The 13,398-nt window shown below is 74.4% G+C and carries 13 protein-coding genes and 1 pseudogene; 11 read left to right on the top strand and 3 right to left on the bottom strand.

From position 1 onward, the window contains the following. Positions 1 to 3: 3 nt before the first annotated feature. The 3 genes from T328_RS06240 (at position 4) to T328_RS06230 (ending at position 1,735) form a co-directional block, all read left to right on the top strand. Positions 4 to 327 carry a hypothetical protein gene (locus tag T328_RS06240; protein ID WP_496494842.1) on the top strand — a complete coding sequence of 108 codons (324 nt, stop codon included), beginning with the start codon at positions 4 to 6 and terminating at the stop codon, positions 325 to 327. Positions 328 to 419: 92 nt separating this feature from the next. After that, positions 420 to 1,118 carry a GNAT family N-acetyltransferase gene (locus T328_RS06235; RefSeq protein WP_496494841.1) on the top strand — a complete coding sequence of 233 codons (699 nt, stop codon included), beginning with the start codon at positions 420 to 422 and terminating at the stop codon, positions 1,116 to 1,118. 29 nt (positions 1,119 to 1,147) lie between these two features. Next, positions 1,148 to 1,735 (top strand): DUF6328 family protein, encoded by a 588-nt coding sequence (locus T328_RS06230; RefSeq protein ID WP_496494840.1) that lies wholly within the window; start codon positions 1,148 to 1,150, stop codon positions 1,733 to 1,735. A gap of 8 nt (positions 1,736 to 1,743) precedes the next feature. Here T328_RS06230 and T328_RS06225 read toward each other — a convergent pair whose 3' ends face one another. Continuing rightward, positions 1,744 to 2,694, bottom strand: a complete 951-nt coding sequence (locus T328_RS06225) for a serine/threonine dehydratase (RefSeq protein WP_496494839.1) — start codon at positions 2,692 to 2,694, stop codon at positions 1,744 to 1,746. Between the two features lie 59 nt (positions 2,695 to 2,753). Beyond that, positions 2,754 to 3,185, bottom strand: coding sequence for an ATP-binding protein (locus T328_RS06220; protein WP_496494838.1), 432 nt, complete (start codon positions 3,183 to 3,185; stop codon positions 2,754 to 2,756). Positions 3,186 to 3,423: 238 nt separating this feature from the next. Here T328_RS06220 and T328_RS06215 point away from each other — a divergent pair, with 238 nt between their 5' ends. Both T328_RS06215 and T328_RS06210 read left to right on the top strand, forming a co-directional pair. Then, positions 3,424 to 4,296 carry a helix-turn-helix domain-containing protein gene (locus T328_RS06215; RefSeq protein ID WP_496494837.1) on the top strand — a complete coding sequence of 291 codons (873 nt, stop codon included), beginning with the start codon at positions 3,424 to 3,426 and terminating at the stop codon, positions 4,294 to 4,296. Then, positions 4,293 to 4,454 (top strand): annotated as a pseudogene (locus tag T328_RS06210) (DUF397 domain-containing protein); the annotation flags it as partial. The gene T328_RS06215 and the pseudogene T328_RS06210, both read left to right, overlap by 4 nt. Here T328_RS06210 and T328_RS06205 read toward each other — a convergent pair. Continuing rightward, entirely contained in the window at positions 4,397 to 5,665 is a 1,269-nt protein-coding gene (locus T328_RS06205; RefSeq protein WP_496494836.1) for an 8-amino-7-oxononanoate synthase, read from the bottom strand. The pseudogene T328_RS06210 and the gene T328_RS06205 sit on opposite strands and share 58 nt — an antisense overlap. 145 nt (positions 5,666 to 5,810) lie before the next feature. Between T328_RS06205 and bioB the strand changes: the two genes are divergently transcribed. The 6 genes from bioB to T328_RS06175 all read left to right on the top strand — a co-directional run bounded on the left by bioB (position 5,811) and on the right by T328_RS06175 (position 13,342). Beyond that, positions 5,811 to 6,947: a biotin synthase BioB gene (gene bioB, locus T328_RS06200; RefSeq protein WP_496494835.1), complete on the top strand. Its 1,137-nt coding sequence runs from the start codon at positions 5,811 to 5,813 to the stop codon at positions 6,945 to 6,947. Continuing rightward, positions 6,940 to 8,244, top strand: a complete 1,305-nt coding sequence (locus T328_RS06195) for an adenosylmethionine--8-amino-7-oxononanoate transaminase (protein WP_496494834.1) — start codon at positions 6,940 to 6,942, stop codon at positions 8,242 to 8,244. Before bioB ends, T328_RS06195 begins: the two co-directional genes overlap by 8 nt. 20 nt (positions 8,245 to 8,264) lie before the next feature. Then, entirely contained in the window at positions 8,265 to 9,011 is a 747-nt protein-coding gene (bioD, locus tag T328_RS06190) for a dethiobiotin synthase (protein WP_496494833.1), read from the top strand. A gap of 22 nt (positions 9,012 to 9,033) precedes the next feature. Further along, on the top strand, positions 9,034 to 9,696 hold the full coding sequence (locus tag T328_RS06185) for a class I SAM-dependent methyltransferase (RefSeq protein WP_496494832.1): 663 nt from the start codon (positions 9,034 to 9,036) through the stop codon (positions 9,694 to 9,696). A 241-nt stretch (positions 9,697 to 9,937) separates the two neighbouring features. Then, positions 9,938 to 10,720 carry an ABC transporter ATP-binding protein gene (locus T328_RS06180; RefSeq protein ID WP_496494831.1) on the top strand — a complete coding sequence of 261 codons (783 nt, stop codon included), beginning with the start codon at positions 9,938 to 9,940 and terminating at the stop codon, positions 10,718 to 10,720. A gap of 6 nt (positions 10,721 to 10,726) precedes the next feature. Next, the gene (locus T328_RS06175) at positions 10,727 to 13,342 is read left to right on the top strand and encodes an ABC transporter permease (protein ID WP_496494830.1); all 2,616 of its coding nucleotides are present in this window, start codon (positions 10,727 to 10,729) and stop codon (positions 13,340 to 13,342) included. Positions 13,343 to 13,398 lie beyond the last annotated feature (56 nt).

The following is a 13,398-nucleotide window of genomic DNA, read 5'->3' as shown; positions in this document are numbered from 1 at the left end:
GCCATGCTGCCGCCTGAGCTGCCGCCGCTGCCCGCGCTCACCCGCGCGGAGGCGGAGCTGATCGACCGCTATCTCGACGCGGTCGACCAGTTGGGCCGGATCAACCCAGCGCGCGCCGCGGACACGTACGCGGGGTTGCGAGCCGCGCAAGCGCTCGTACGCACCGCCGTCGGGTTGCGGGATGCGCTGGCACTGATGCACGAGCGGCGCGAGAGCCGTATCCACGCGGCGACGATGGCGCGTGCCCTGCGGGTGCTCGACGGGGAGCGGCGCAGCAGTCTGGTGGCGGTGCCGCCGGGGCCGCGGGAGCCCGACGGGTCGCCGTGACCGGCGGGCGCGTACCGGGCGGGCGGGGGCCGGTCGCGTACGGCCGGTAGGTTGGCCGCGTTCCGCCAGCCGCGCCCCGAGGAGCCAGCGCCATGTGCCCGCAGCCCGGTGATCCCGAGTCCACGACGACGCTCGCGCACGGCGAAGACGCCCCGGACGGCGGGCGGCTCGCCGCCCTCCTGGCCGCCGCCGCCCGCGGCGACTTCCCGCCGCCGGACGGCGCGGTCACCGTGCTCCCGCAGCCGTCGCTCCGGGACGCGGGCGTCATCGCCTTCACCGGCTGCCATGTCGTCTTCGCCGACGCCGAACCGGCGTGGATACGCGGCCTGTTGCCCGCCGACGACCTGTCCGCCCCGCTCAACCCCCCGTTCCTCAGCACCCTCACCGCCCGCCTCCGCCGCACCGTGAACAACGTCGACGTCCTGCTGGTCGCCGACCCGCTGCCCGGCCCGCCGCCGCTGCCGCTGAACCCCGGCGCCGACGGCACCCACCCCCGGCTGCGCCGCGCGCTGCGCCACCGCGACGACGTACGCGCCTGGGCCGTTCCGGGCGCGACCGTGCTGCTCGGCCGCGGCGTCGCCGGGCGCCGGGAGACCGCCGTGGAGGTGGAACCGGACGCCCGGGGGCGCGGGCTGGGCCGGCGGCTGGCGACGGCGGCCCGGCACCTGGTGCCGCCGGGCGAGCCGCTGTGGGCGCAGGTGGCGCCGGGCAACGCGGCGAGCGTACGGGCGTTCCTGGCCGCCGGGTTCCGGCCGGTGGGCGCGGAGGCGCTGCTGGTAGCAGAGGAGTAGGACGCGGGAATCGGGCTACCAAAAAGTGCATGGAGCAAGACGACCGGAACGAGGACGAGGGCGCGGACGGGCACGGCTCGACGCCGGCCGCGCGGGCGGAGGAACCGTCGGCGTCCGTGGGGCAGGCGCGCCGGGAGACCCCGCTGGAGCGCGACGACCGCAACTTCGTGGAGCTGCTCCAGGAGCTGCGGGTGACGCAGACGGGCGTACAGATCCTCCTCGCCTTCCTGCTGACCATGGCCTTCACCGAGCGCTTCACCGAGCTGGACGCGCTGCAGCGCGGGATGTACGTGACGACGCTGCTGCTCTCGGTGGCGGCGGCGGTGCTGTTCACCGCGCCCGCGGCGGTGCACCGCGGGCTGTTCCGGCGCCGGGCCAAACGGCGCATCGTCGACGTCTCCTCGCGGCTGGCGGCGGTGGGGCTGGGGGTGGTGGCGCTCGCGCTGTCCGGGGCCGTGCAGCTCGTGGTGGACGTCGTCCTGGGGCGCGCGGCGGGGGCGGTGGCGGGGGTGGCGGTGCTGGCGTTCACCGCGGGGCTGTGGGCGGTGCTGCCGTGGGGTCTGAGAAGGAGTATCGCCGCGCCGCGCGCCGCGCGGCGGCACGACGGGCCGGGCTGAGCCGAACGTCAGAGCGTGCCCGGGTCGGTGTTCGCGCCGCAGAGCACCACCGCCACCCTCTCCCCCGCCCGCGGCTTGTACGCGCCTGTGGTGAGCGCCGCGAGCGCCGTGCCCGCGGCGTGCTCGACGACGAGCCGGTGCTCGTCCCACAGCCGCCGCCGCGCCGCCACGATGTCGGCGTCGGCGACGAGCACGGAGGTGGTTCCCGGCCGCTGGGCCCGGGCCAGCGCATCGCGCGACGTACGGGGCGCGCCCAGCGAGTCCGCGGCGACGGAGTCGACCGGCACGTCGACCACCTCTCCGGCCGCGAGCGCGGCGTTCAGCGCCCGGCAGTTCTCCGGCTCGACGGCGACGAGGCCGATCCCGTGCCGCGCGGCGGCTGCCGCCATGCCCGCGTACAGCCCGCCGCCGCCGACCGCGACGACGACGGTGTCGACCCCGCCGGGCACCGCGGCCGCGATCTCCGGCAGCAGCGTGCCGGCGCCGGCGGAGATCAGCGGGTGGTCGTAGGCGTGCGAGGCCAGCGCGCCGGTCTCCGCGGCCATCGCGCGCGACGCGGCCAGCGCCTCGCCGTACGTCCTGCCGGTCAGCCGCACGTCGGCGCCGAGGCCGCGCAGCCGCTCGACCTTGAACTCCGGCGCGGTGGCGGGCAAGAACACGTGCGCCGGCACGCCGTGGCGGGCGGCGGCCCAGGCGCAGGCGAGCCCGGCGTTGCCGCCGGAGGCGATGAGCACGCCGGCGTCGGGCATCGTGCCGGCGGCGGCGTGGGCGGCGGTGAAGTTCATGGCGCCGCGCGCCTTGAAGGAGCCGGTGTGCTGGAGGAACTCGAGCGCGAGCCACACCTCGGCGTCCGGTACCACCTCGGCGCCCGCGGGCGCGACGGTGACCGGGCGGACCCGTCCCGCGATGCGCTCCGCGGCGGCGTGGACGTCCTCGTGGCTGATGAGCTGGTCGGTCATGACTCCAGCGTGCACCAGCGGGCCCGCGGGCGGCTCACGGGGGTGCGCACGACTCCGCTTCAGACGACCGGCGCCGCCCGCCAGGGTAGGGCGATCCAGACCGTCTTCCCCCCGTCCTCGGTGGGGGTGACGGTCAGCCGCCCGCCCGACTCCGCGACGAGGCACCTGATGATGACCAGGCCCCGCCCGTTGTCCTGCTGGACGGCGGCGGGCAGCCGGCGCGGCCAGCGCGGGTGGCTGTCGCTGACGCCAACGCGTAGCTGTTCCTCCCGCACGAGCATTATCCGCACGGTGAACGTCGGCGACTGCCCCCGCGTGTGCTGGACGGCGTTCGTGGCCAGCTCGGAGACGACGAGGCGGACGGTGTCCGCCGCGTCCGCGCCTTCCGGCAGGCCCCATTTCCCGAGAATGTCAGTGACATATTTGCGGGCGCGAGTGACCGAAGCGGCCTCACTCGGCAGCGTGACGGATGCTTCGTGGTGGTCTGCCATTGCGACGCCGTCCCTTTCGCACATGAGTGCCGGACTCCTACGCGTGCCTGGTGAAGTCGAGGACCGCTTCGGGTTGTGTCCGCGTCACGGTGCCATCGATCGTGCCCGGCGCGCGAGTCGTCCACCCGGTTATGCATATATCTGTCGCTCGAAGCGGTGAACTCTGCCGCGAGAGACCGTATTTGGACGGCAGACTGGCGGTAGTTACGCGTTCGGCGGAGCGGCCGGGAGGGGCGTTATGCGCAATGGGCCGGCGGTACGCCGCGCCAAGCTGGGCGCGGAACTGCGCAGGCTGCGCGGCGAGGCCGGGCTGACCAGCGGGAAGGCGGCGGGGCGGGTCGGCTGGCACCAGTCGAAGGTCAGCCGCATGGAGACCGGCAGGTCCGCGGCCAAGGCCAGGGACGTGACCCGGCTGCTGGACGTGTACGGCGTCACCGACCCCGAGCTGCGCACGCTGCTGGTGTCGCTGGCCTCGGCGCCGCGCGGCGGGGCCGAGGACCCCTGGTGGAGCGCGTACCGGGAGCTGCTGCCGGCCGCGTACCGGGACTTCATCAGCCTGGAGGCGGAGGCGTCCGCGGTGCGCACGCTGGAGACGTCGGTGGTCCCGGGGCTGCTGCAGACGCGGCGGTACGCGCGGGCGGTGACCCGGGCGGCCGTGGCGGGGGCGGCGCGGCGCGAGGTGGAGTCGCTGGTGGAGGTGCGGATCGCGCGGCAGGCCGTGCTGCGCTCGACGCGCCCGTTGCGGCTGCACGCGGTGCTCGACGAGGCGGTGCTGCGGCGGCACGTGGGCGGTCCGGGGGTGATGGCGGAGCAGTTGCGGCATCTGCGGCGGATGGGCACGCTTCCGCACGTACGCGTGCAGATCCTGCCCTTTTCCGCCGGCGAGCACGTCGGCCTCACCGGGCCTTTCGTTATCTTCTCCTATTCGCGAAGTTCTGATCTCGACGTGGTCGTCGTCGACCATTTGATGAGTAGCCTCCACCTGGAAAGGAAAGAAGACTTACGGGCGTACGTGACCGCCTTTGCTTCGCTGCAGGCGAGCGCCCTTTCGCACGAAGAGTCCATGTCGTTCATCGCCGCGCTCGGCGCGGGTGCAAAGGAGGCACCATGACCGCAGTGCTTCGGTACGTCTCCTCCAGTACGGCACTCGACGACGTCCGGTGGCGGCGCAGTTCGCACAGTACGGGGGCGAACAACTGCGTGGAGGCCGCCTATCCGGTGGGGCCCGAATACGGCGAGCTGCTCGCGGTACGGGACTCCACCCGTGTGGAGGGGCCCGCGCTGCTGTTCCGGCCCGAGGCGTGGCGGGCGTTCATCGCGGCGGTCAAGGACGGCGAGTTCGCGTCGGGCGCGGTCCGTACGACCGTCTCGACCGCTCTGCCCACCTGCTGATCGGCCAGGTCCGCACGGGCGGTGAGCCGCAGCCGTGAGACGCCGTCGGGGACCGACGGCGGACGGAAGCAGCCGACCGCCACGCCCGCCTCGCGGCACGCCGCCGCCCACGCGACGGCCGCCTCGGGGGCCGGGGCCCGTACCGACACCACCGCCGCGTCGGGGCGTACGGCCGTCAGCCCGGCGGCCGTCAGCCCGCCGTGCAGCCGCGCCGCCACCCCGCGGGCCGCCGCGGCCCGTTCCGGCTCGCGGCGCAGCAGGCGCAGCGCGGCGAGCGCGGCGCCCGCGGCGGCGGGGGCGAGGCCGGTATCGAAGATGAACGTACGGGCGGTGTTGACCAGGTGCTCGATCACCCGCGCCGGCCCCAGCACCGCACCCCCCTGACTGCCCAGCGCCTTCGACAGCGTGACGGTGGCGACGACGTCGGCGGCGCCCGCGAGGCCCGCCGCGTGCAGCGAGCCGCGTCCGCCGTCCCCGAGCACCCCGAGCCCGTGGGCGTCGTCCACCAGCAGCCCGGCCCCGTACGCGCGGCAGGCCGCCGCCAGCGCGGACAGGTCCGCGGCGTCGCCGTCGACGGAGAAGACCCCGTCGGAGACCGCCAGCGCGCGCCCGGCGAAGCCGTCGAGCACCTTGGCCACCGCGTCGGCGTCGGCGTGCGGCACGACGGCGACATCGGCCCGGGACAGCCGGCAGCCGTCGATGAGCGAGGCGTGGTTGCCGGCGTCCGAGACCACGAGGGACCCCCGGTCGCTCAAAGTGGTGACGGCGGCGAGGTTTGCGGCGTAGCCCGAAGAGAAGACGAGTGCGGCCTCGAAGCCGCAGAAGTCGGCGAGTTCGGCCTCCAGCTCCGCGTGCAGCGCGGTGCTGCCGCTGACGAGCCGGGAGCCGGTGGCGCCCGCGCCCCAGCGGTGTGCCGCGGCTGCCGCGGCGGCGGTGACCTCGGGGTGCCGGGCGAGGCCGAGGTAGTCGTTGCCGGACAGGTCCAGCAGCGCGGCGTCGTGCGCGCGGGGGCGCACGGCGCGTACCAGACCGGCGCGCCGCCGCTCCTCGGCCTGCGCGTCGATCCAGTCGAAGGCGTGACGGGGCATGCGGTTCCTCGGCTCGGCGGGCTGTGTCTGCACCGTAGTGCGCGCGCGGGCGCGTGACCGTGTGGCGATGAGCACAGAAGACATCGGCGGCCGTTGTGCGATACCCCATTGGCCCGGGCCGGTGCGGTGGGCGAGGATCGGCGCCATGGACCTGCTTTCGACGCTGGTGGACAAGGGGCTGCGGCGCGAGGCGCCCACCCGGGACGAGGCCCTGGCCTTGCTGCGCACCCCGGACGAGGACGTGCTCGACGTCGTCGCCGCGGCGGGGAGGGTACGCCGGGCGTTCTTCGGCCGCCGGGTGAAGCTCAACTACCTGGTCAACCTCAAGTCGGGGCTGTGCCCCGAGGACTGTTCGTACTGCTCGCAGCGGCTGGGCTCCGAGGCGGGGATCCTCAAGTACACGTGGCTGAAGGCCGATGAGGCGGCCGAGGCCGCGGCGGCCGGGGTGGCGGGCGGCGCCAAGCGGGTCTGTCTGGTCGCCAGCGGGCGCGGGCCCACGGACCGGGACGTCGACCGGGTCTCGGAGACCATCGCCGCCATCAAGGACAAGCACGGGGACGTGGAGGTGTGCGCCTGCCTCGGGTTGCTCTCCGACGGCCAGGCGGAACGGCTGAAGTCGGCGGGCGCGGACGCGTACAACCACAACCTCAACACCTCCGAGGCGACGTACGCGGACATCTGCACCACGCACGGCTACGAGGACCGGGTGCAGACCGTGCGGCAGGCGCAGGCGGCCGGGATGTCGGCGTGCTCCGGGCTCATCGCGGGGATGGGGGAGAGCGACGAGGACCTGGTGGACGTGGTCTTCGCGCTGCGCGCGCTGGACCCGGACTCGGTGCCGGTGAACTTCCTCATCCCGTTCGAGGGCACGCCGCTGGCCGGGGAGTGGGACCTGACGCCGCGGCGCTGCCTGAAGATCCTGGCGATGGTGCGGTTCGTCTGCCCGGACGTGGAGGTGCGGCTGGCCGGCGGGCGGGAGATCCACCTGCGGACGCTGCAGCCGCTTGCGCTGCACCTGGCCAACTCGGTGTTCCTGGGCGACTACCTGACCAGCGAGGGGCAGGCGGGCAAGGCGGACCTGGAGATGATCGCAGACGCCGGTTTCGAGGTGGAGGAGGCGGGGACGACGACGCTGCCGGCCCACCGGGCGGAGGGACCGGCTCCGGGCGACCCGCCCGCGGCCGAGGCGGCGCGGGCGGCACGGTCGGGGCGCACGGCGCGTACGGACCTGGTCGCCGTGCGGCGCCGCGGGGCGGGCACGGAACTGCCGCCCAATGCCTGAGCCGTTGCCGCCCCGGCGGCTGCTCGACCTGGACCGCGAGCACGTCTGGCACCCGTACGGGCCCATGCCGGGCCGGCCGGAGCCGCTGGTCGTCGACTCCGCCGCGGGCGTGCGGCTGCGGCTGGCCGAGCCGGCGTGGGGGGTGGACGAGCTGGTCGACGGGATGTCGTCGTGGTGGTCGGCGATCCACGGCTACCGGCACCCGGCGCTCGACGCCGCCGCCCGCGGCCAGTTGGAGCGGATGAGCCACGTGATGTTCGGCGGGCTCACCCACGAGCCGGCGGTGCGGCTCGCGGCGCGGCTGGTGGAGGTCGCGCCGGAGCCGCTGCGGCACGTGTTCCTCAGCGACTCGGGCTCGGTGTCGGTCGAGGTCGCGGTCAAGATGTGCCTGCAGTACTGGCGTTCGCGCGGGCGGCCGGGCAAGCACCGGCTGATGACCTGGCGCGGCGGCTACCACGGGGACACCTGGCAGCCCATGTCGGTCTGCGACCCGGAGGGCGGCATGCACGAGCTGTGGTCCGGGGTGCTGCCGAGGCAGGTGTTCGCCGGTCTGCCGCCCGCGGGCTTCGACGCGCCGGTGGACGGGGCGTACGAGCGTGAGCTGCGCGACCTCGTGGCGCGGCACGCGGACGAGCTGGCCGCGGTGGTCGTGGAGCCGGTCGTGCAGGGCGCGGGCGGCATGCGCTTCACCGCGCCCGGCTATCTGCGGGTGCTGCGCGAGGCGTGCGACGCGCACGGGGTGCTGCTGGTGTTCGACGAGATCGCCACCGGCTTCGGCCGCACCGGCGAGTTCTTCGCCGCGGACCACGCGGGCGTCACGCCTGACGTGATGTGCGTCGGCAAGGCGCTGACCGGCGGCTACCTGTCGATGGCCGCGACGCTGTGCACCCCCCGGGTCGCGGCGGGCATCTCGGCGGGCGAGGTTCCGGTGCTCGCCCACGGCCCGACGTTCATGGGCAACCCGCTGGCCTCGGCCGTCGCGCTGGCCTCGCTCGACCTGCTGGCCGACGGCGGCTGGCGGCAGGACGTCAAGCGCATCGAGAGCGGGCTGCGGGAGGGGCTGGCAGAAGCGGCCGAGGTGCCGGGGGTGGCGGACGTACGGGTGCTGGGCGCCATCGGCGTCGTCCAGCTCGACCACCCCGTGGACATGGCCGCCGCCACCCGGGCGGCGGTCGGGGCGGGGGTGTGGCTGCGCCCGTTCCGCGACCTGATCTACACCATGCCGCCGTACGTGACCGGGGACGCCGACATCGCCCGCGTGTGCGCCGCCGTGCGCGCCGCGGCGGCGGCCGGCTGACGGGCGGGAGGCGCGCGGCGATGGGCAGCGTGCTCGTGGTCACCGGCACCTCGACGGGCGTGGGCAAGACGGTCGTCACCGCCGCCGTGGCCGCCGCGGCGCAGGCACGGGGCCGCTCGGTGGCCGTGCTCAAGCCGGCGCAGACCGGCGTGGCGCCCGGCGAGCCCGGTGACGCCGACGAGGCGGCGCGCCTCGCCCCGGGGGTACGGGCCGTGGAACTGGCCCGCTTCCCCGAGCCGCTGGCCCCGGCGACGGCCGCCCGGCGCGCGGGGCTGCCGCCCCTCACGGCGGCGGACGCGGCGGGGATGGTGGAGAAGCTGGGGCACGACTACGACCTGGTGCTCGTGGAGGGCGCGGGCGGGCTGCTGGTGCGGCTGGACGACGCGGGCGGCACGCTGGCCGAGGTGGCGCGGCTGCTGGCGGCGCCGGTACTGGTCGTGGCCGCCGCGGGGCTCGGCACGCTGAACGCCACCGAGCTGACCGCGGAGGCGCTGCGCCGCCGCGGTCTCGGGTGTCCGGGCGTGGTGGTGGGCAACTGGCCGGCGGCGCCTGACCTCGCGGCCAGATGCAACCTGGCGGACCTGCCGGCCACGGCGCGGGTGCCGCTGCTGGGCGCCGTGCCGGAGGGTGCCGCCGGATACGGGCCCGAGGGGTTCGGCGCGGCGGCGCCCGGGTGGCTGGCGCCGGTGCTCGGCGGTCACTGGGACGCGGACGACTTCCGCGCCCGGCACGCCCCGGGCCGCCCCGCGGGGGGACAATCGCAGTGAGCCCGCTCGCCAGGAGGCCGGTATGCCGTCACCGCCACGCGCCGCGAAGGACGCCGTTCACCATCCCTACTTCGCGCGCTTCTACGCCCGCCTGAGCGTCGCCGCGGACGAGCGCGGCGGGGTGGCCGAGCTGCGCACGGAGCTGCTGGCCGGCCTCTCCGGCCGGGTCATCGAGATCGGCGCGGGAAACGGGCGGAACTTCGCGCACTACCCGGCCGCCGTCGCCGAGGTGGTCGCGATCGAGCCGGAGCGCCACCTGCGGCAGCTCGGCGCGGCGGCGGCGCTGCGCGCGGACGTACCGGTGGACGTGGTGCCGGGCATGGCGGAGGCGCTGCCGGTCAAGAGCGAGTCGTTCGACGCCGCCGTCGCCTCGCTGGTGCTGTGCTCGGTGGCGGACGTGCGGCGGGCGCTCGACGAACTGCGCCGGGTGCTGCGGCCCGGCGCGGAGCTGCGGTTCCTGGAGCACGGGCGGGCCGACGGGCGGGTGATGCAGATGGTGCAGCGGGCGGCGGACCGTACGGTGTGGCCGCTGCTGTTCGGCGGCTGCCACTCCGGCCGCGACGTGCTCGGCGAGCTGACCGCCGCGGGTTTCACCCTCGGCGAGTACCGGCGGCTGCGGGTGCCGGAGAAGGGGCCGCCGACCCCGACCTCGTACCACGTCCTGGGCACTGCACTGCGAGGCTGACACCGACTGCGCCGCACACAGGAGGACCCGGTCCTCCCGCGGGAGTAGCGGGTTATCCACAGGTGCCACCCGGGAGGGATGCGCGGGGTTCGGCGGCGGCCTAGTCTCGCTGGCAGGCGGCGTGAATCCGATCGATCGCGCCCGCCTTGCAGCACGGGCCCGCCGGCCGTGCACGGCGTACGGCGGGCGGGACAGGAAGCAGCACCCAGCACCCGACTCACAGTCCGATGGGGGAACGGAATTGTCCACACCGGCGGCACTCGACAGACGCGAAGCGGGACCGCCGGCCGGGGTCGCGGCCCGGGCCAGCGGGCTGACGAAGACCTACGGCGGCGGCGAGACGGCGGTCGTCGCGCTGGACACGGTGGACGTGGAGATCCGCCGCGCCCGGTTCACGGCGGTCATGGGCCCGTCCGGCTCCGGCAAGTCGACGCTGATGCACTGCCTCGCCGGGCTCGACACGGTGACCTCCGGGCGGGTCTGGCTGGGCGACACGGAGATCACCGGTCTGGGTGAACGGGAGCTGACGCGGCTGCGCCGCGACCGGATTGGCTTCATGTTCCAGTCGTTCAACCTGCTGCCCACCCTGAACGCCCTGGAGAACATCACGCTGCCGATGGACATCGCGGGCCGCAGGCCCGACCCCGTCTGGCTGGACCGGGTGATCGACACGCTCGGCCTGCGCGACCGTCTCGGCCACCGGCCCTCGCAGCTCTCCGGCGGCCAGCAGCAGCGCGTGGCGTGCGCGCGGGCGCTGGCGTCCCGGCCCGAGCTGATCTTCACGGACGAGCCGACGGGCAACCTCGACTCGCGCTCCGGCCTGGAGGTGCTGGGCTTCCTCCGGGAGGCGGTGGACCAGCTGGAGCAGACGGTGGTGATGGTCACCCACGACCCGGGCGCCGCCGCCCACTCCGATCTCGTACTCTTCCTGGCCGACGGCCGGATCGTGGACGAGATGCCGCAGCCGACGGCCGAAGCGGTGCTGGAGCGCATGAAGCGCTTCGACGGCTTCAGGAAGAGCTGAGGCGGCGTGCTCAAGGCGACTCTGCGCAGCTTCTTCGCGCACAAGGGGCGGCTGCTGCTGTCGGCGCTGGCCGTGCTCCTGTCGGTGGCGTTCGTCTCCGGCAGCCTCATCTTCTCGGACACCGTCAGCCGCACCTTCGACCGGCTCTTCGCCTCAACGGCCGCCGACGTCGCGGTCTCGCCGAAGGAGGCGTTCGAGCAGAACCGCGGGTTCGGCTCCGGGCTGGTGCCCACGCTGCCCGCCTCGGTGGCGGAGGACGTGGCGAAGGTGCGGGGGGTGCAGGACGTCCATCTCGACGTCGAGGTGGAGAACCTCACCGTCACCGACGCGGAGAACGAGCCGATCGGCCGGACCACCGGCCCTCCGACGATCGCCACCAACTGGTACGTGAGCGACCGCAGCCCGGTGGAGCTGTCGGACGGCCGCGAGCCGGCCGGCGCCGGCGAGGCCCTGCTCGACAAGGACACCGCCGACCGCAAGAACGTCGAGATCGGCGACACACTCCACGTCCTCGCGCAACCGGGCACGTTCGAGGTCGAAGTCGTCGGCATCGCGAAGTTCACCACCACCAACCCGGGCGCGGCGGTGGTCTACCTGGAGACGGCGGCAGCGCAGCGCCAGTTGCTGGAGAACCCGGAGCCGGAGGAGTCGGCGCCCGGGGGCACGGAACGTGAGGACACGAAGCTGGCCACGTCGGTGTCCGTAGAGGCGGCGCCGGGAGTGTCGGACGCCGAGCTGAAGCAGCGCGTCAAGCGGGCGCTCGACGGGAAGTACGCCGTGCAGACCGCCGACGAGCAGGCGAAGTCGGCGGCGGAGGAGCTGGGCACGTTCCTCGACATCATCAAGTACGTGATGCTCGGCTTCGCCGGGATCGCCGTGCTGGTCGGCATCTTCCTCATCGTCAACACGTTCTCGATGCTCATCGCCCAGCGCACCCGCGAGCTGGGGCTGATGCGCGCGCTCGGCGCGGACCGGCGGCAGGTCCGCCGCTCGGTGCTCACCGAGGCGCTGCTGCTCGGCCTCGCCGGCTCCACCCTCGGGCTGCTCAGCGGCATCGGCCTGGCCCTCGGGCTGATCGAGACGATGGGCCTGCTCGGGATGAACCTGGACGCGGCCGAGATGGTCGTGAGCTGGGTCACGCCGGTCATCGCGTACGCGGTCGGCGTGGGCGTCACGTTCGTCGCGGCGTATCTGCCGGCCCGGCGGGCGGCGCGGGTCTCCCCCATGGCGGCGCTCGCCGACCTGGAGATCGCCGAGGTCGGCCGGCCGATGCGGGTGCGCGCGGTGCTCGGCTCCCTCCTCGGCGTCGTCGGGGCGGTGTCGTTCGTCTTCTGCGCCACGGCGGAGCGGACCCGGGACTCCGCCGTCTACCTGGTGGGCGGTGTGGTGCTGACGATGCTCGCCGTGGTGGCGGCCGGACCGCTGCTGGTGCGGCCGGTGATCCGGGTGCTGGGCGGCTGGTTCCCGCGGATCTTCGGCTCCGTCGGCGCTCTCAGCCAGCGCAACGCACTGCGCAACCCGCGGCGCACCGGTGCGACGGCCGTGGCGCTGATGGTGGGTCTGGCCCTGGTCGGCGGCATGTCGGTGGCCGCCGCCTCGATGACGAAGTCCTTCGACGAGGAGATCGACCGGACGCTGGGCGCCGACTTCATCGTGCAGAGCGACAACTTCGGCCCGTTCCCCCGCGAGGTCACGGAGCGCGTCCGGGACGCGGACGGGGTGGGCCTGGTAGTCCGCCAGCGGTTCGCGCCGCTGCGCGTGACGCTGCCCGACGGCGAGAAGACCAATACCAGTGCCGGGGCCTTCGACAAGGAGCTGGACCAGGTCAGCCGACTGGAGTACGCGGCCGGGGACACCGCCGCCGCACTCGCGCCCGGGCACGTGGGCCTGCAACGGCAGTTCGCGCGCGACCACGGCATACGCATCGGCGACACGCTTCCGGTGCAGTTTCCCAACGGCAAGCGGACGGAGCTCACCGTCGGCGCGCTCACCAAGCAGGAGACCAGCGGCGGCTTCGGCGCGGCTGGCGGCTTCTTCCTGGGCCTCGAAACCCTGGAGAAGCACCTCCCCGGCGGCCAGGAGGCGGCCCTGTTCGTCAACGCCGGGGGCGGTACCGACGTCGACAGGCTGCGCACGTCGCTGGAGAGCGGACTCGAGAGCTTCCCGCAGGTGAAGGTGCGCGACCAGGCCGACTTCAAGGAGCTGATCCGGGAGCAGATCATCGTCCTGCTGTACCTGGTCTTCGCGCTGCTCGGGCTGGCGATCATCATCGCCGTGCTGGGCGTGGTGAACACGCTGGCACTGTCGGTGGTGGAGCGGACCCGGGAGATAGGCATGCTGCGGGCCATAGGGCTGTCCAGACGCCAGACCCGGCGGATGATCCGGCTGGAGTCGGTGGTGATCGCCGTGTTCGGCGCGCTGCTCGGCCTGGTGCTGGGCCTGGCGTGGGGCGCGGGTGTGCACGAGGTGCTGGCGCTGGAGGGCATGCGCGCCTTCGCCATCGACTGGACGGTGCAGCTCGCCGTCGTGATCGGCTCCGTGCTGGTGGGCCTGCTGGCCGCACTGCTGCCGGCGCTGCGGGCGTCCCGGCTGAACGTGCTGGCGGCCATCGCGCACGAGTGACCGCGGCGGGGGCACTAATCGGGTCGACCCGAGCGGCCGGCCGGTGATGGGATGCC

This window comes from Streptomyces sp. CNX435, from assembly GCF_059570575.1.
The sequence above is the reverse complement of the archived record's forward strand: the minus strand, read 5'-3'. Positions and strand labels throughout refer to the sequence as shown.